12 protein-coding genes are annotated in these 18,019 nt (G+C 55.2%); 2 read left to right on the top strand and 10 right to left on the bottom strand.

Going from position 1 to position 18,019, the window contains the following annotated elements:
• Positions 1-49 precede the first annotated feature (49 nt).
• The 5 genes from AACY26_RS15760 to glyA are packed head-to-tail and all read right to left on the bottom strand — an operon-like array spanning position 50 to position 6,569.
• Positions 50-679, bottom strand: coding sequence for a sarcosine oxidase subunit gamma (locus tag AACY26_RS15760; RefSeq protein WP_339515546.1), 630 nt, complete (start codon positions 677-679; stop codon positions 50-52).
• The gene (locus tag AACY26_RS15755; protein ID WP_339515545.1) at positions 672-3,689 is read right to left on the bottom strand and encodes a sarcosine oxidase subunit alpha; all 3,018 of its coding nucleotides are present in this window, start codon (positions 3,687-3,689) and stop codon (positions 672-674) included. Before AACY26_RS15755 ends, AACY26_RS15760 begins: the two co-directional genes overlap by 8 nt.
• On the bottom strand, positions 3,686-4,012 hold the full coding sequence (locus AACY26_RS15750) for a sarcosine oxidase subunit delta (RefSeq protein WP_339515544.1): 327 nt from the start codon (positions 4,010-4,012) through the stop codon (positions 3,686-3,688). Before AACY26_RS15750 ends, AACY26_RS15755 begins: the two co-directional genes overlap by 4 nt.
• A 15-nt stretch (positions 4,013-4,027) precedes the next feature.
• Positions 4,028-5,278, bottom strand: a complete 1,251-nt coding sequence (locus tag AACY26_RS15745; RefSeq protein WP_089360846.1) for a sarcosine oxidase subunit beta — start codon at positions 5,276-5,278, stop codon at positions 4,028-4,030.
• Positions 5,279-5,315: 37 nt separating this feature from the next.
• On the bottom strand, positions 5,316-6,569 hold the full coding sequence (gene glyA / locus AACY26_RS15740) for a serine hydroxymethyltransferase (protein ID WP_339515543.1): 1,254 nt from the start codon (positions 6,567-6,569) through the stop codon (positions 5,316-5,318).
• A 525-nt stretch (positions 6,570-7,094) separates the two neighbouring features.
• Between glyA and AACY26_RS15735 the strand changes: the two genes are divergently transcribed.
• Positions 7,095-7,952, top strand: coding sequence for a DMT family transporter (locus AACY26_RS15735; protein WP_339515542.1), 858 nt, complete (start codon positions 7,095-7,097; stop codon positions 7,950-7,952).
• A gap of 122 nt (positions 7,953-8,074) precedes the next feature.
• Complete coding sequence (locus AACY26_RS15730) at positions 8,075-9,118, top strand: threonine aldolase family protein (RefSeq protein ID WP_339515541.1); 1,044 nt, start codon at positions 8,075-8,077, stop codon at positions 9,116-9,118.
• Positions 9,119-9,353: 235 nt separating this feature from the next.
• Here the strand turns inward: AACY26_RS15730 and AACY26_RS15725 are convergent, their stop codons facing one another.
• The 5 genes from AACY26_RS15725 to AACY26_RS15705 form a co-directional block, all read right to left on the bottom strand.
• Positions 9,354-10,415, bottom strand: coding sequence for a hypothetical protein (locus AACY26_RS15725; protein ID WP_339515540.1), 1,062 nt, complete (start codon positions 10,413-10,415; stop codon positions 9,354-9,356).
• A 20-nt stretch (positions 10,416-10,435) separates the two neighbouring features.
• Positions 10,436-14,248: a hypothetical protein gene (locus tag AACY26_RS15720; RefSeq protein WP_339515539.1), complete on the bottom strand. Its 3,813-nt coding sequence runs from the start codon at positions 14,246-14,248 to the stop codon at positions 10,436-10,438.
• A complete protein-coding gene (locus tag AACY26_RS15715) occupies positions 14,245-15,048 on the bottom strand; it encodes a DUF4123 domain-containing protein (RefSeq protein ID WP_339515538.1) in 804 nt (267 codons plus the stop codon). The genes AACY26_RS15720 and AACY26_RS15715 overlap by 4 nt, the downstream gene beginning before the upstream one ends.
• On the bottom strand, positions 15,045-17,126 hold the full coding sequence (locus tag AACY26_RS15710) for a type VI secretion system Vgr family protein (protein ID WP_339515537.1): 2,082 nt from the start codon (positions 17,124-17,126) through the stop codon (positions 15,045-15,047). Before AACY26_RS15710 ends, AACY26_RS15715 begins: the two co-directional genes overlap by 4 nt.
• Before the next feature lie 278 nt (positions 17,127-17,404).
• The gene (locus AACY26_RS15705; protein WP_339515536.1) at positions 17,405-17,920 is read right to left on the bottom strand and encodes an Hcp family type VI secretion system effector; all 516 of its coding nucleotides are present in this window, start codon (positions 17,918-17,920) and stop codon (positions 17,405-17,407) included.
• Positions 17,921-18,019: the final 99 nt, after the last annotated feature.

Here is an 18,019-nt window from a genome sequence, read left to right as displayed (position 1 = left end):
CAGCGTCAACCCATACTGGCAGCGCTGCGCCAATCTTCGATAAACATGGTTATTCGCTGATATTCAGCCCGAATTCGGCGCTGGCATCCTGCAACCACAGCCAAAAATAATCTGAGAAGCTACGCCGAATCACCAACTCCCAGGTGTCTTCGCCTGTGTGGCGAATCACCAGTTGCGCCTTGGCAAAATGGGTTGCCACCGCCTTGCCGACCGGGAAGTTGCTCGGGTGCACGTCGTAGGAGGTCGACTTCATCAAGACCTCACGCACCTTGTTGCCGCTCAGTTCCAGCAGCGTTTGCCCGCCACTGACATTGACGATCGAGATATGCTGGCCAGCCAACGCCTCGCGCAGCTTCTGTTCAACGGCGAACTCTTCGCCACTGGGCACGATCAGCAACCACTCGTCTGGCGACATCCATTGCAAAGAGGTGCCGCCGCTGCTCGTCAGAGTCAGCGCAACCGGCAACTCCAAACCCAAGGCGCTGTGCACACCACTGGCAAAAACCGGGTTACTGGCATCGCCGCGCAGGGTCAAATGACCCAGCAACTTTTTCTCGCACAGATTCACAGCGGCGCTTTTTGCCCCTTTGCCAACCAGCTCGTGCAGGCTGGCGTGAAACAGTGGCGACTCCGCTTGAGCCGCATCTGGACGCTGCTTGTAGACATTGACGTTAGACATTCTGGCGATCCCCTTTCGGGTCATAAAACACGGAGCTGACGATTTCGGCTTCAATCACGCTGCCATCGACCAACGGCGCAAACACCCGCTCGCCGATGCGCTGCAGGCCACCCTTGACCACCGCCATCGCAAAGGAATACCCCAAGGCCGCACTCATGTAGCTTGAGGTGACATGGCCAACCATGGTCATCGGTATCGACTGGTTCGGGTCGAACACCAACTGCGCACCTTCCGGCAACACCTGATCAGGGTTGATCGGCTTCAATCCCACCAGTTGCTTGCGCTGTTCACGCACGCAGTCTTCACGGTTCATGCCGCGCCAGCCAATCCAGGAGAACGGCTTGGTCCGCCCGACACACCAGCCCATGTTGAGATCGTCTGGCGTCACCGAACCGTCGGTGTCCTGACCAACGATGATGAAACCCTTCTCGGCGCGCAGCACATGCATGGTTTCTGTGCCGTAAGGCGTCAAGCCATGCTTCTTGCCGGCATCAATGATCTTCTGCCACACGCCCATGGCGTAATCAGCCTGCACGTTGACTTCGTAGCTCAGCTCGCCGGTAAAGGAAATCCGGAATACCCGCGCCGGCACGCCACCGACTTCACCCTCTTTCCAGGTCATGAAGGGGAACGCCTCTTTGTCGAGGTCGATATCCGTCACCTCTGCCAGCAGCTTGCGACTGTTCGGGCCAGAAAGCGTCATCGTTGCCCAGTGGTCGGTGACAGAGGTGAAATAAACCTTCAGTTCGGGCCACTCGGTCTGGTGATAAATTTCCAGCCAGTCCAATACACGCGCGGCACCGCCGGTGGTGGTGGTCATCAGGAAGTGGTTATCCGCCAGGCACGCCGTAACACCGTCATCGAAGACCATGCCGTCTTCTTTGCACATCAAGCCATAACGCGCCTTGCCCACATCCAGCTTGGTCCAGGCGTTGGTGTAGACACGGTTGAGGAACTCACGCGCATCCGGACCCTGAATATCAATCTTGCCCAGTGTCGAAGCGTCCAGAATACCGACCGCATTACGCACGGCCAGACACTCGCGCGCGACCGCAGCGTGAAGATCCTCGCCGTTCTTCGGGAAGTACCAAGGCCGCTTCCACTGGCCGACATCTTCAAATTCGGCGCCGTTGGCGACATGCCAGGCATGCATGGCGGTGTAGCGATTAGGCTCGAACAGCGCGCCACAGTGACGCCCAGCCACCGCGCCGAAGGTCACCGGCGTGTAGTTGGGGCGGAACATGGTGGTGCCCATCTGCTCGATACTGATACCCAGCGAACGCGCAGCAATGGCCAAGCCATTGATGTTACCGAGTTTGCCTTGGTCAGTACCAAAACCCAGGGCGGTGTAGCGCTTAACGTGCTCGACCGACTCGAAACCTTCACGGGTTGCCAGCTCGATACCGGCTGCGGTGACGTCATTCTGGAAGTCGACAAACTGCTTCGGCGCACGGGCTGTTGGTTTGTCGTGCGGCACCTGGAACAGCGCAAGACTGGCCTCTTCATGTCGCGTTTCAGCGCTTGGCAGGGTGCCGACCACCGCTTTGAAGCCGGACTCCGAGGCGGCCAAAACACCTGCCTCAAAGCCGTCAGCCAAGGTGTCACCCAAGGCAAAAACACCCTTCACAGCGCCTGCGCAAACACGCTTCTGCAAGCCTTCGCCGGGTACAAATGCCAGCAGCTTTTCTTGCCAAGTAGGTCGCCCGCCCAGATGTGAAGCGAGGTGCACCACGGGACTGTAGCCACCGGAGCTGACAATCAAGTCGCAATCGAGCACTTCGCCAGGGCTGGTGACCTTGAATGAAGCCACATCAATCGCACAGATGCGCGCCCCATTCACCCGCTTGCTGCCACGGGCCTCAACCACGGCGCTGCCGGTCAGAATCCGCACACCACGGGCACGCGCCTCTTCCACCCAAGCGCCACGTGGGTTGGCGCGAACATCCGCCACCGCCACCACTTGCTGACCGGCATCCAGCCAGTCGAGCACCACGCGGTAGGCGTAATCATTGTTGGTCGACAGCACCAGCTTGCGCCCCGGCAGCACGGCATAACGACGCACATAGGTCGACACTGCGCCTGCGAGCATATTGCCCGGCACATCATTATTGGCGTAAACCAGCGGCCGCTCATGTGCCCCGGTTGCCAGCACCACACGTTTTGCCCGCACACGGTGCATACGCTGACGCACGCTGCCCATTGGCGCCAACTCACCGAGATGGTCGGTCATGCGCTGGTGAATGGTCAGGAAGTTGTGGTCGTGGTAACCGTTTACCGTTGAGCGGGGCAACAAGGTAACTTCCGGCATGCCCTCTAACTCAGCCACAGCCTTGGCCACCCATTTCGCTGCAGGTTCACCCTCAAGTTGCTCACGGGTATCGAGCAAGCTGCCGCCAAACTCCTCCTGCTCATCGGCCAAGATCACCCGCGCACCGCTGCGCCCGGCAGCCAATGCAGCAGCCAGACCCGCCGGGCCTGCACCCACGACCAACACATCGCAATGCTGGTTGAGGTAGTCGTAGCTGTCTGGGTCAACCTCAGTCGGCGCACGCCCCAGACCTGCGGCCTTGCGAATATATTTTTCGTAGGTCAGCCACAGGTTTTGCGGGTACATAAAGGTTTTGTAGTAGAAGCCGGGGGGCATCATCTTGCCGCCGACTTTACCGAGAATCCCCATCATGTCGGTATTGACGCTCGGCCAGCCGTTGGTGCTGTTGGCAACCAGCCCCGCATACAAGGCTTGCTGGGTGGCACGCACATTAGGGATTTGCGCCGCTTCGGTCGAACCGATTTGCAGAACCGCGTTGGGCTCTTCGCTTCCGGCGGCAACGATGCCCCGTGGACGCGAGTATTTGAAACTACGCCCGACGATGTCCACACCATTGGCCAGCAGTGCTGCCGCCAACGAGTCGCCGGTAAAGCCCTGGTAGGACTGGCCGTTAAAGCTGAAGCTCAGTGGCTGGCTGCGGTCAACCCGGCCACCACTTGCAAGACGATTGATCTGGCTCATGCCGTGACTCCTTCAGCGCTGGCTTTTGCCGCTGCAACACTGGCCTCGGTAACGCTCGGCTTCTCGCCGATCTTGTAGGTTTCAAGAATTTCGTAGGTCACGGTATGGCGCGTCGCATTAAAAAACTTCCGGCAACCGGCAGCGTGTACCCACAATTCATGGTGGATACCGCGCGGGTTGTCGCGGAAGAAAATGTAGTCGCCCCACTCGGCATCGCTGCACGCGCCTGGGTCTTCCGGGCGAGCGATATGGGCCTGGCCGTGGGCATGAAACTCTTCTTCAGAACGCATCTCTGAGCAATGAGGGCAATAAATATTGAGCATGGTCTTTGGCCCCAGTTAGTGAGCAACGGCAGCAGCGCCGTGCTCGTCGATCAATGCGCCGGTGTGGAAACGGTCCATCGCAAATGGTTTGGCCAGCGGGTGCATTTCACCCTTGGCCAGGCTGGCAGCAAACACATGGCCCGAGCCTGGCGTCGCCTTGAAACCACCGGTGCCCCAACCGCAGTTGAAGAACAAATTAGGCACAGGCGTTTTCGAGATAATCGGGCAGGCATCCGGGCTGGTGTCGACGATGCCGCCCCACTGGCGGTTCATGCGCACCCGCGAAAGCACGGGGAACATTTCGACAATGGCTTGCAAGGTGTGCTCGATGGTCGGGTAAGAACCGCGCTGGCCGTAGCCATTCCAGCCGTCGATACCGGCGCCGATCACCAAGTCGCCTTTGTCTGACTGGCTGATGTAGCCGTGAACCGCGTTAGACATAATTACGCTGTCGATCACCGGCTTGATCGGCTCAGACACCAATGCCTGCAACGGATGCGACTCCAGCGGCAGACGGAATCCAGCGAGCTTGGCCATGTGCCCGGAATTGCCCGCAGTCACCACGCCAACACGCTTGCCGCCAATGAAACCGCGATTGGTTTCAACCCCGATCACCACGCCGTTTTCCTTGCGAAAACCGGTCACTTCAGTCTGTTGCAACAGGTCAACGCCCAAAGCATCGGCGGCGCGCGCATAGCCCCAGGCCACAGCATCGTGGCGCGCTACACCGCCGCGCCGCTGTACAGTCGAGCCCATGATTGGATAGCGCGTGTTTTTGCTGCAATCAAGGTAGGGGATTTCTTCGGCGACCTGGCGCGCATCGAGCAATTCACCGTCAACCCCGTTCAACCGGTTGGCGCTGACACGACGCTCTGAGTCGCGCATATCCTGCAAGGTGTGGCACAGGTTATAGACACCGCGCTGCGAGAACATGACGTTGTAGTTCAGGTCTTGGGACAAGCCTTCCCACAACTTCATCGCGTGCTCATAAAGATGCGCCGACTCATCCCAAAGGTAGTTGGAGCGCACAATGGTGGTGTTACGTGCGGTATTACCGCCGCCCAGCCAGCCCTTCTCAACCACGGCGACGTTTTTTACGCCGAACTCCTTGGCGAGGTAATACGCGGTTGCCAAACCATGACCGCCACCGCCGACGATGATTACATCGTAGACAGGTTTCGGCGTCGGGTTGCGCCACATGCGCTGCCAGTTTTCATGATGACTGAAGGCATGTTTGAACAGGCCAAAGCCAGAATATCGTTGCATGTGATGCTCCTAAATTTGAACCTGCCAACCCAGCCAATCAACGGTAAACGGGATAATCCGCACAGAGCCCACCCGCCAGCGCCGCCACCTGTGCTTCAACATCGGCATCACCTAGGTGATCGAGGATGTCGCAAATCCAGCCCGCCAAGGCCACACACTGAGCTTCCTTGAAACCCCGCGTGGTGACCGCTGGCGTGCCGATACGCAGGCCAGAGGTGACAAAAGGTGACTGCGGATCATTGGGCACTGCATTCTTGTTTACCGTGATACCGGCGCGTCCCAAGGCAGCGTCGGCGTCTTTGCCGGTGATGCCTTGCTTGATCAAGCTGACCAGGAACAGGTGGTTATCGGTGCCACCGGAAACCACATCAAAGCCGCGTTCGATAAACACCCGGGCCATGGCCTGGGCATTGCTGATGACTTGCGCTTGATAGGCAACAAACCCCGGTTCCAGCGCTTCCTTGAAGCACACAGCCTTCGCCGCGATTACATGCATCAACGGCCCGCCTTGCGCGCCGGGGAACACTGCAGCGTTGAGCTTCTTCTCAATCTCTTCGTTGCTTTTAGCCAGAATCAAACCACCACGCGGGCCGCGCAGGGTTTTATGGGTTGTGGTGGTCACAACATCGGCAAATGGCAGCGGATTCGGATACAGGCCTGCGGCGACCAAGCCAGCTACGTGCGCCATGTCCACAAACAGATAAGCGCCAACCTTGTCGGCAATTTCGCGGAAACGCGGGAAGTCCAGGGTTTTCGAGTAGGCCGAGAACCCAGCCACTATCATCTTGGGTTTGTGCTCAAGCGCCAGCCGTTCAATTTCGTCGTAATCAATCAAACCGGTGCTGGTGTCGATCCCGTACTGCACGGCGTTGTAAAGCTTGCCGGATGAGCTGACTTTGGCACCGTGGGTCAGGTGGCCACCGTGGGCCAGGCTCATGCCCAATAGGGTATCGCCAGCCTGGAGCAACGCCAGATACACCGCCGAGTTGGCGGATGAGCCAGAGTGCGGCTGCACGTTGGCGTAATCAGCACCAAACAGTTGCTTGGCACGATCGATCGCCAGTTGCTCGACCTTGTCGACAAACTCACAACCGCCGTAATAGCGCTTGCCCGGGTAGCCTTCAGCGTACTTATTGGTCAGCACGCTGCCTTGCGCTTCCATCACGCGCTGGCTGGTGTAGTTCTCCGAGGCGATCAGTTCGATATGATGCTCCTGACGCCGCTCTTCTTCATTAATTGCGCTGAGCAAGGCGTCGTCGTAACCCTGAATTTGGTCATGCTTGCTGAACATCGCTGATCTCCTGCGGCACAGATTGTTAGGCACGGCGTGTTGCCGTTTGCAGCGATGGTATGACTCGGCTCAGGCAACCAGATGCCTATGTACGTCATGGGGAAATTCGTTTACGACATGCCGATGTCGCAAATCGGTAACTGCACGCTTCCGACCCCGCCGCGCGTCTGAAAAGATTAGCGGCGGCCCGTGGCCGGGCAAAAAACCCGTGCTATAGTCGCGGCACAGCAGGTGAGTCGCGTCAACAAACTGCCCGCTGCCTTTCAATCAAAATGGCTGAAGACTGATGACTTTCGCGCATGCATTTACTCAGAAATCCACGGTTATCCTGACCGCTGAGCTTGCGCGACCGCTGCCTTTTGCCATCGCGCCACCACCTGTCGCAACCAGCCCAAGCGGCGTTTGCCCGCCGCCGGCGCCATAAGCGTTCGCCTGACACCGACACTTTTTCTGGCTCCAACCTAACGCGCCTGCTGTTAATCAGCCCGTGCCTGGGGCCTATGGCTTTACGACAGGATCAACCCAATGAAACTCAACCAAGCACTGGGGGCATACGCCACCACCACGGTATTTGTATTGCTCTGGAGCAGCGGTGCAATTTTCGCCAAATGGGGGCTTGACCACTCATCGGCATTCGCCTTTCTCTTGCTACGCTTTGCAATCGCATTCGGCGCCTTGATGCTCATTGGCATCTATCGCAAACGCCTGCTGCCGGACAACGGCACGCGCAAACAGGTTGCAGCTACTGGCCTGTTAATGATCGGCGGGTATTCGGTGTGCTATTTGATGGCACTCGACAAAGGCATCACGCCCGGCGTGCTGGCAACCTTATTGGGTGTACAGCCCATTCTCACTTTGCTGGTACTGGAACGACGCTTTCCTGCACACCGCCTGCTTGGCCTGGGATTGGCGTTGACGGGACTGGTTTTGGTGGTGCTGCAAAGCCTGCTTAAAGCTGATTTTTCCTTCGCCGGTATTGCCTTTGCTCTTGGCGCATTGCTTTGCGTCACCAGCGGCGCAATTGCACAAAAAAGTATTCAACAAGAACCTGCCCAAGTGCTGCCATTGCAATATGCAATCAGCCTGTTGCTGTGCCTGGCAGTGGCCCCGAGCCAACCCTTTCACTTTGAGCAATCAATCAGCTTTTTGATTCCGCTGCTGTGGCTGGGACTGGTGATTTCAGTGGTCGCGCAGCTGTTGTTGTATCGATTGATCCGCGCGGGGAATCTGGTCAATGTCACCAGTCTGTTTTATCTGGTTCCGGTGGTAACCGCCATCATGGACTATGTGTTCCTCGGCAACCTGCTTTCAGGCCTGAGCCTGCTCGGAATGCTGGCTATTCTGCTGGGGCTGGGGTTGGTGTTTCGCCAATCTAAAACCTGACCTGGGCAAGTGGGTGGGCAAGCAACACGAAGCTTGCCCACCCACGCTCAACCTCGCGTAAAATGCGGCCATACCGCCCGCCCTCACGAGGGGCATTCAGGCAACGGCCAGAAGGACCCAAGATGACCGATCAAACGCAACAGTTCGCCAGCGACAACTATTCCGGTATCTGCCCTGAAGCCTGGGCAGCCATGGCTGAAGCCAACCACGGCCACGACCGGGCCTACGGGGATGACCAATGGACCGCCCGAGCGGCCGATCACTTTCGTAAGCTGTTTGAGACTGACTGCGAAGTATTCTTTGCCTTTAACGGGACTGCCGCTAACTCACTGGCATTGGCGGCGCTGTGCCAGAGCTACCACAGCGTGATTTGCTCCGAAACAGCCCACGTCGAAACCGACGAATGCGGCGCGCCGGAGTTTTTCTCCAACGGCTCGAAGCTGCTGGTCGCAAACAGCGAAAGCGGCAAAATGACTCCGCAATCGATCCGCGAAGTCGCCCTCAAGCGTCAGGACATTCACTACCCAAAACCCCGTGTCGTAACCCTGACCCAGGCCACGGAAGTCGGTACCGTCTACACCCCGGAAGAAATTCGCGCCATCAGCGATACCTGCCACGAACTCGGCCTTAACCTGCACATGGACGGCGCCCGCTTCTCCAACGCCTGCGCATTTCTCGGCTGCACACCCGCAGAGCTGACCTGGAAAGCCGGTGTTGATGTGCTGTGCTTTGGTGGCACCAAGAACGGCATGGCGGTCGGTGAAGCGATTTTGTTCTTCAACAAAGACCTCGCTGAAGACTTCGACTATCGCTGCAAACAGGCTGGTCAGCTAGCGTCCAAGATGCGCTACCTCTCCGCGCCATGGGTCGGTATTTTGCAAAACGGTGCCTGGCTGCATTACGCACAACATGCCAATAGCTGCGCTCGCCTGCTCGCTGAACTCGTCAGCGACGTGCCCGGCGTCAGCCTGATGTTCCCAGTTCAAGCCAACGGCGTATTCCTGCAAATGTCAGAACCCGCCCTGGAAACCCTGCGCAACAAAGGCTGGCGCTTCTACACCTTTATCGGTGCTGGCGGCGCACGCTTCATGTGCTCGTGGGATACCGATAAAGAACGCGTGCGCCAACTAGCCGCCGACATCCGCTCGGCTATGAGTACAGACTGATCGAGAGTAGAGTTTGAATAAATAACCCCAACTGGAGTAACTGTTCCAGATGGGGTTGTTTTTCTGTTTACTGTGAATGAACAATAAGGGACAGACCACGTTATATTCTAAACCCAGCGAATTAATCGTGGCCTGCCCCTTATTTAATACTACTTAAAAAACTTAATATATTTGATAGCCCGTACAAGCTGAGCGACTCACTGCACAGAGACAATTAAAGCCTCTTTTAGCTTGATCAGTCGGCATACTCAACATGCTGCGCCATTATATTGGGGCGACTCAAGGTATCGATACCGAAGATACGACCTGACATTTCTTTAAGCTGATCATTGAAAGTTTCATCGTCCATGTCGATCCAGTAACGCGCTGGGCGATTAATCTGCTTGTCGTGCTCAGCACTCACCGGGTCTTTATGCCTGGACTCTTCAAAACATGGCAGCTCTGGCAAAGGCCGAGTGACATCCATGTAGTTCTGCAAAAAATCCCAGAGCGCAAAAGCCAAATTCGGCGTGCGATCGGCCGCAACAAGCGAGGCAAAGTTAATGGTGATATCGCGATAACGGTGGGCCATATACAGAAAGTTCATCGGCAAACCTTGCCGATCTGGCGAGGTACGCAAATAGGCATCGAACTCGTAGAACGGTGCGGTGAGTTCACCTATCGCCCCGTTCTTTTTATATTCACCGTTGTTGTCATAGTCAAACACGGTAACCAACCCCGTTCGCCGATTAAATTCCCAAATTGGGCCGCGAGAAGGTTTAAACCATAGTTTGGGGAATTTGTTGAGAACTAACCAGCCGAGGCCCCAGCAAAAAAGTGGTGTCCCCAGGAGAAGGCCATAAAAAGATGCACTATCAATAGCAACTGCCAACCATGACTGTTTAGTTTGGACAACCTCTACAAAATAAACAAAAACAGATAAAACTAAAAAAAGATAAAATGAAAATCGCCCCCCCCCAAACAGATACCACCAAAAGTGCGAACGTTTAGATAAAACAGCATACCGGTAACGCTCATGATCAAAAGTATTATGCAGATCTACACCTTCAAATGGCTTTGGTTTATAGGTGCCCAGTTTTTTTTCTTCTTCGCGCTCTCTAAACACCTCTTCCCAATAACGCATATTCTCTGGTGAGTCATCTTGCAAAAATCGTTCAGGCGCCACATCTTGGGTACGCCCCCAAGGCAAGCGAGTCGCCCCAAGTTTGCGCAACCAAGAACGCTCGATTGAGGCAGGCTGATCAGGGATATTGCCTGGGTTATAAGCCGTACTGGCGTAATAGGTGTTATCGGTCATTATCTAAAAGGTATCCAAACTTATTCACTGGCCCAGAAGGATTGCTCGTCATCGCTAAAGTCTGGTTGCCTATTGGCCTCGCTCTCCAGCACCTGCGTTTTGGGTGTAGGCGCAGGAAAGTACCAAGTTTTGCCATTGGCGTCAGTTAATCCGAACTGCGCTTTGACTGCCAGACTGGATGAAGTCCGGTTTAAATAGCCCCCTCCCGTACTGTGCTGGGCCGCTGGGGTAGTGAAATAGAGCTCCAAGGCATTAGGCCAAGCGCGCTGGGCCAGTGGTTCAACACGCGGGCCGACCAAGGAGCTTTCTACCGAGGCTGCGTGGCTTGAAGTTGAAGTGGTGGTACGCATGCGGCATTCGGTTTTAAGGTTAAGGCTGCCTAAGCGCCCAACCAAGCCTGGTAAGTTACTTTCGATACGGGCCACGGTATTCGCGGCCCTTATTGGGTATGGCAATTCTGCGTTGACATCGAGCTTGGCACTCGCGTCAAAGTCCGGGTTTTGGTTGACCTGAATGCGGATACCGGCAAATAGCCCTAGTAGGCGGTAAAACGCTTCTTCTGGATCACGCAAATATGCGGTACTTGCACTCTCGCTGTCGCTAAAAGGACCATTGGCCATCCAGTCCTCAACAGGCGTACTGCTAAGCCAATACGCTACACCCGCACCTGAGGCTATCAAGACCAGAGCAACCCAGCCTAATGGCGTAAGGCCAAGAACTGGCGAGGCGGTAATTAAGGTTGCCGCCACTCCTGTCAGCGCCCCGCCCGCCATTAACAAATAACCCCACATGGCATCATCCCCCCACTGAAACGCATACCAAGCGTCGTAGAGGTTTATGCCGAGGAAAATAAGGCCTGCAAAGGATTGAGCTATTAAACGGGCGGTGAATGATTTAACGACCTGTGCACCCAACTTCGGTCCCAGCACCTTAACTGCACTAGCTCTTGATATCTGGAATAGCTCTTTACGCGCTGAAGTCAAAATCGACTGATTACTCACAAACTTCACAGTCAATGCTTCCATCGCAATAACTAAATCCAGTCCTGCTCCCAGGCTTCCTCCTCGTGCACGCCACGTCCCCTTTTCTGCGCCAGTTGTTTGATATGCATTCAATTCAGCCCGAACATTCCAAAGCTCCAACATCAACACCCCTACTGCAAAAGGCGTTGAGTTGAGTACCCGATAAGACCCAGACCCACTGCGCGCATCAAGCTCGTCAACAGCTTGCTGCAATGCGCCTTCGGTACGCGCGCTACGCACTTGGCTCGCCTGTGCTTGCGCAGCAGCTTGGTTAACCTGATTGAACTGTTGGTTCAGGGTGCTAATCATCCTGGCGGTTGCATCGGTTCGCGCAATCGCCACCAGCATGTGATCGCTGGTTTGAGAAAGTCCGGCACGCGCGGCCTGTCGGCCATTGGTTGTGGCCAGAAGATTACCTTCTGCGTCCTGGAACTGGCCGTACATGCGTACAGACCGATTAGCCGTGACCTCCGGGAGATCCTCCAGCCCGAAAATATAATACTCCCGAGTATTTACATTGCCGCGCCGTATAAACATTGCGCCGCCAAAGGTTTGTGGCAGGGTGCTGCGCATTAGCCCAAGCCCCTGTCCATGTAGGCGCATATTTGCTTGCCGGCCTCTGCTGGCGAGAGCAGCGCGCTGTTGGACATAGGCTTCATTTGCTTGAATATGATTGCGTGCCGCGGCTTGAGCATCCCGCTGCGTAGACCGCGCCTCAACATGGGCGTTATCCACCGCTCCTTGAGCGGTATTAATCGCGCCTTGAAGCCCTTCATAGATGCTCACCAGCGCACCTGCTCCAGCCTTGAGCTGCGCGGTGAGTGTGCTGTTCAAACTACCCGCAGCCATCAAGCCAATCAGTGCGCTTGTGTCCAAGGTGTCTTCCGGCTTGGCTGCTGGAGCATCCTGGGTTTCAAACTGAGCCAGTTCAGTTGCTCGAAAATGCCCATCACCTTGGTTTTCTTCCTTCTGCGCCGGGGCCTGATAGGGAGCGCACAACGACTCTTGATCACAAGTTGGCCAAAGCATTACGTTCAAAGGGTGCTGAGAGTTGTTTGCCACCTCACTGAGGAACACCTGACCTTTGCTGGCTGTGGGGCTGTAGGAGCTGATACCCGTAAGCGCATCAGTCAGATCAGTATTGACTGCGAGCGGGTCAATTTGCGCGGGGCTCGCAGCCAGCCCTGCAAACAATTGGCTAACAGCATAAAAAGCAGCGAAGTAATCAAACCCGTCAAGACTCAAGTGATCGGCAAGGGTTTGCTGAAATTCGCTCTGCCCCAAGTAATCACTTAGGTTGTCCTGTATATAGGCCAACTCACGCCAAAGCATAATTCGCTCGGGGGTCGCGGTATAACAGTTGATATCACGCTTGCCTTGCTCATTAATTTTTTCCAGCGCTGCATGCAGAGGATTGCGTTGCCCTTGCAAGCTCCTCGGTACGACCAATTGCTGGAGTAATACTGCACTGCCGTGATTGGCATGCTGTGCAGCGCGCTGAGCACATAGCGGAAGTGTTTGTTGGAGGTCCGTTATACGCGCTGCCAGATGACGCATGCGGTGCATAGGGTCTTCGAGCAACACACCACAGAGTTGACGGTCGCGCGCAGCACTCAATACATCGGCTGCCGCTGGTTGAGCTTCCCAAAGCGAAGGGGCTGGCTCGTCTTCAGCTGCGTCACTGGTGGCGGGTTGCGAACGCTTAACCAAATCAGCCAAGCAGGTACGCCACGCCTCAAGCTCAAGCAGGCGTGTGTCTTGTTGTGGCGTCTTCTGTTCGCAGCTATCAAGATAACCCTGTGCCGCCTGTTTGCTCTGTACCGGGAACTGGCCTGACAGGTCGCAAATATAGCGGCCTGGGTGATTCAAGAGCCATTCATAGCCGGGTTCACGAGCACGCTGTGGTGCAGGCAGACTTACCGGAAACACATGGTCTCCAAGATTAAGCCTTACGACTCGTGCTTTACCAACTGCACTCTGATTGGCGTAGTCGCGCACATCAAAAGCGGCAAAGGCCTCGAGCATGTCCTGACCATTTGCCTGGCCTTCATACATACGCTTGAAGCTGCGTTGAGACGCCCGCAAGTCTGGGCTTTTACAGCGTGCGTGAAGTATGTCCTCATCTTGCTCCAGTCGTTTGAGACGAGCAGCACTCAGTTGTACTTCAGAAAAGCACAGTTGAAGATCATTCTGCCTACTGTTGTTCCACTGCGAAGGTAGCCAAATATCTTCTAAAGGTTGGCCTGTGGCTTTACGCGCACCTTTTTTGAATCCACTACCTTGCCGGTAACGCTCAACATTTATATCGTGATAAGTGGTTTTATCATCCTCTATCCGCACCTCAAGCTCTCGCCAAAGGGCATTGCGATAAAACACATAAATAAAACCGCTACGCAGCGAAACTGGTGTGCCCAAATCATAAAAGCTTTTGCTGCCGGGTAATGCTGTCATTGGCACTACAGGGACTATTTGATTCCATTGCAACTGATGTTCATCTTGGCGCGGCGTTGGCCGCATATCGTCAAGTAAAGGCAGGCGAATGGGGCCACCTTCGCTTGCCGCGATCTCTAGCCACAGGTGACGATTAGGTTGCCCCTCCCAATCCCACACATGCAACACACTGCTGAATGTCGCGCTTTCTTGATACTCAGGTTTGTCCTGCTGGGTTAGCCACTCTTGCTGTTCTTGACCTGACTCATCATAAATAACAAGGCGCTGACTTTGCGGGTGATCCTTCCCCACTACTTGAACAATTAGCTTGGCAGGTTCGCAGGCGGCACCTGCACTCAGTGAAGATACAGTTGCGCTCATGCGTTGCTTTCCTTGTCGGTCGCATTGCCTTTCAAACTTTGTTCCAGGTAGCTCAGACGAGCTTCATCACTACCGGACGGCAGCATGGCAGGTGCTGCTACACCTCGGTAGCTAGTGCGAATATCGAGATACGTGCTCAGCGAATCTGCTGAATAAAACTCACTATTCATGCCTTCTTGCAGATAGGCAAAGGCTTGGTCGAAAGAAAGTTGCGATTGCTTTTGCCACCACTGGAACAGAAATTTCTCAGTTTGTTGACGTTGCAATGCTTCAGTTTGACCCTTGCCCAAAAATAGAGCGCTAGATGTGACGGGTACTCGCCATTGCTGCGCACTTGGATTTTCCTGGCTAAACCAGCGCCGGTGATTTACTGCGCTTTCGCGCCAGGTTGCACCGAACCAAGAGAGCGAACATATCGGTCCAAGCCATGTAGCAAGCTCAGATGACTCAAGGGACGGAAAGAAATAACTCGCTGTTCGCGGATTGGTGTAGCGCAGCACACCTTTACGCTCACCTTCAAAACCGACGAACAGAATATGGCGCAGGTGCCGTAAAACCACCTGCAAAGACTGAGTACTTTCGACCTTTAAACCCGCCCAATCATTTGGCTGCGCAAAAAATTCAGCGGCAATAGAAGGGTTTTGCGCAGCACTGATCAGTAAAGGGCTTTGCTCGGCATAAGGTTCCAGTTCAGTTTCGTCGAATAAGCGATATGGATCTGGGTTTTCCCCAAGACGGTAGAGTCTCTCTGGTAGATCATCGGCATATTCCAGCAACAGCCAACTTTGTGAATCTGTCATGCACTCGCCCCTGCATTCATCGCGGCTCTGCATGGACAATCAGCCAACGGGCACTGCAATGGAGTTCCGCCAACCGGTTTCTGACACAACTCTACGATTGGAACATCCTCACGCAAACGCTGCTTAAGCAGTGCACCAGGCACATCCGCATCCGCCGCCTTGACCTTGCCCGGCAGCAACGGCGCTGCGCCACTGCCTTTGCCGGGGCTGCCGCCGCTGTTGGATTTGATGCTTGGGCCGACGAGGGTGACGCCGCTGGCGTCGAATTTGATAAAGCTGCCGGAGGCTTTGAAGGTCAGTTCGCTGCCGGCTTCGAGCACGACTTTCAGTCCGCTGGACAGGTGGATTTCGTTACCGGCCTTGATGAACTGGCTGGTACCGATCTTGATGTGCTGGTTTTGGCCCACAGTGATGTGGTCGCTGGCTTTGACATCGGTCTTGCGATCCGCGCGGGTGGTGCGGTGTTCTTCGGCTTTGAATTCGCTGTAGCTGTTGGCTACGACCGTGTCGTTGCGTTCGTTGCCGATGCGGATCTTCTGGTCGTGCTCGACGTTTTCGTCCCAGTTTTTTTGCGCATGGACGAAGATTTGTTCTTCGCCCTTTTTGTCTTCGATGCGCAATTCATTGAAACCACCGCCGCCCGGTGAGCTGAGGCTCTTGAACACACTGCGGGTTTTGTTGGCGGGCAGCTCGTATGGCACCGGGTTTTCTTTGTGGTGCAAACAGCCGGTTACCAGCGGTTGATCCGGGTCGCCTTCAAGAAAACTGACCACCACTTCCATGCCAATGCGCGGGATGGCGATGGCGCCGTAGCCATCACCGGCCCAGCTTGAAGAGACGCGCAACCAGCAGCTGCTTTTGTCGCTGGCAAGGTCAGCGCGGTCCCAGAAAAACTCAACCTTCACCCGGCCGTATTGGTCGCAGTAGATTTCTTCACCTGCCGGGCCGGTCACGACAGCGCTCTGGCTGCCGAGAATCCGTGGTTTGGGATGCTGCAAGCTGGGCCGGAAAGGCACAGTCCAGGGCGTGGCTTTAAAGCGATTGCGATAGCCTTGGACAAAGCCATCAGCGGCTTTGGTATCGCTGGTGACCGACTCTTCCAGCACTTGCGGTTGCTTGCCCTCGTGCTGGACTTCAGTCAGCAGCCAAAGGTCGTTCCACGCTGCGCGCGGGTGATCGGTAAACGCCAGAAAGTGACCGCTGACCAGCAGGCTTTGATCACCCTCTCCTTCGGCTAATTGGTAATCGTGACGGTGACGCTCCAGCGCCCGCTGGCTGAGGTGTTTGCCGCGCGCACGATCAACAAATCGTCCCGGATAGTCATAGTCTTCAAGGTCGGGCTTGAACTCACTTTTGACTGCAGCTTCCAACGTCATGCGCGGCTTTTCAAAGTCGTAATCGCGGCGCGTAACCCGGCTAGTGCGGGTTTCCACGCGCACGCCAAAACGCTTGATCACTGGATTATCGGCGACCAGGCCACTGTCTTGCTGGTAGGCGGTTGGTTCCAGTTTGGGAAAGGGTGTCTGGTCATCGCCAAACACCAGCATGTGGCCTTGGGCGCTGTGCTGAAAGTGGTAGTGAATACCTTCTTCCTCGCACAGGCGCTGGACGAAGTGCAGGTCGGACTCGTCGTACTGCACGCAATACTCGCGCTCGGGGTAAATCGAGCCGAGTTGAAATTGGTAGGCATCGGCCTGAATGCCATGCTCTTCAAGCACTTGGCTAATGATCTGAGCCACGCTCAGGTTCTGAAAGATGCGCTGGTTAACCCGCTGCGACAGGTAATAAAGCTGGGGTCGCAAGCTGATGTGATAACGGGTCAGGCGCTTGCCGGAATCGCCCTGGGCGATGCGGTAAATCTGGCCATGGACACCATTGCCAGCCTGGGACAGCGCGAGAAATGCGCTCTGATGCAAAAAGCTTTCGAGGTCGAGGTCCGGACGCTCGCTGACCAGTTCTAACTCAAATTCGTAAGGCTGGCTGATCGCCTCGCGGCCGGTGAATTCGAGCACCTGTAAATCGTGGCTAAGGCCGTCAATATTCAGGCTGAAGTGGGTCTGGTTGGCGGGGGCGAACATCCTTTGTTCCTCTTTTGGAATATCTGAAAAACTACTGCGCTCGATATTACGGCGTTAAAAAACTGCTCACAGCCTTTAGGCTGAACGCACTTTAGTGCGGCCCCGGAGGGGTGAGCGAAGCGAATCAAATGCTCATTTAGGTCAACTAAACTCCGCTTTTTCTCAGTTTTTTGCCTTGTCCTATCTTCGCTCGCTACCTTTTTCAGGGGATCCCTCTTCAGAAATAAGTTCGGCCAGTAAATCTGGCCGAACCTTTTACACAATCGTTTAATCCGTGATTAAGCGATTGGGCTACGCCAGTCATCCGAACCGGAAGTGCCAGACACTTCGTGAGTCCAAACGATTTTACGGTAGGTGAAGTACACGTCTTCGAGGTGAGTGAAGTGCGACATGTTAGGGTCTTGGCAGTTCGGCATACGCGACTGCACATCCACAACAACAGCATCTTCCAGCTCGATGGTGAAGTAGTGCTCTTGAGTACCAGTCGAGGAGGTGCGGTACCATTCCAGGCGGCACTTGTTCAGACGCTCGCCCGAAGTCAGTGCGTTGAAAATCAGTGGCGATGCTTTATCGAAAACCTTGGTGATCATCAGCGGCTTGTGTACGCGCTGACCTGTCGGTTGGCCCGACTGTGGATCACGTGGAATGATGACTTGGTGGTTGAAGCCTTGAACCAGGATCTGGTCTTCGTGACCTTCCTGGAAGATATTACCGACCGAATCTTCGGTGAAAGTGCCGGCAGTGATTAAACCTTGTTTTGTGCCTTCGAGGGACAGGTACGCAGGTGTTGGCATGAAAGCTCTCCTTGCCTTGGGTCATGGATCGAAAAAATGATCCGGTGACCAAGAACACACAACAAGCATGCCACTCTAAAAAATACTTTTTAAATACAA

It is taken from the genome of Pseudomonas sp. RL_15y_Pfl2_60 (assembly GCF_963970595.1).
Classification (GTDB): domain Bacteria; phylum Pseudomonadota; class Gammaproteobacteria; order Pseudomonadales; family Pseudomonadaceae; genus Aquipseudomonas.
The sequence above is the reverse complement of the archived record's forward strand: the minus strand, read 5'-3'. Positions and strand labels throughout refer to the sequence as shown.

Coding starts and splice junctions, on each gene's coding strand:
- AACY26_RS15760 (WP_339515546.1), bottom strand. CDS start 679: ATGTCTAACGTCAATGTCTACAAGCAGCGTCCAGATGCGGCTCAAGCG.
- AACY26_RS15755 (WP_339515545.1), bottom strand. CDS start 3,689: ATGAGCCAGATCAATCGTCTTGCAAGTGGTGGCCGGGTTGACCGCAGC.
- AACY26_RS15750 (WP_339515544.1), bottom strand. CDS start 4,012: ATGCTCAATATTTATTGCCCTCATTGCTCAGAGATGCGTTCTGAAGAA.
- AACY26_RS15745 (WP_089360846.1), bottom strand. CDS start 5,278: ATGCAACGATATTCTGGCTTTGGCCTGTTCAAACATGCCTTCAGTCAT.
- glyA (WP_339515543.1), bottom strand. CDS start 6,569: ATGTTCAGCAAGCATGACCAAATTCAGGGTTACGACGACGCCTTGCTC.
- AACY26_RS15735 (WP_339515542.1), top strand. CDS start 7,095: ATGAAACTCAACCAAGCACTGGGGGCATACGCCACCACCACGGTATTT.
- AACY26_RS15730 (WP_339515541.1), top strand. CDS start 8,075: ATGACCGATCAAACGCAACAGTTCGCCAGCGACAACTATTCCGGTATC.
- AACY26_RS15725 (WP_339515540.1), bottom strand. CDS start 10,415: ATGACCGATAACACCTATTACGCCAGTACGGCTTATAACCCAGGCAAT.
- AACY26_RS15720 (WP_339515539.1), bottom strand. CDS start 14,248: ATGAGCGCAACTGTATCTTCACTGAGTGCAGGTGCCGCCTGCGAACCT.
- AACY26_RS15715 (WP_339515538.1), bottom strand. CDS start 15,048: ATGACAGATTCACAAAGTTGGCTGTTGCTGGAATATGCCGATGATCTA.
- AACY26_RS15710 (WP_339515537.1), bottom strand. CDS start 17,126: ATGTTCGCCCCCGCCAACCAGACCCACTTCAGCCTGAATATTGACGGC.
- AACY26_RS15705 (WP_339515536.1), bottom strand. CDS start 17,920: ATGCCAACACCTGCGTACCTGTCCCTCGAAGGCACAAAACAAGGTTTA.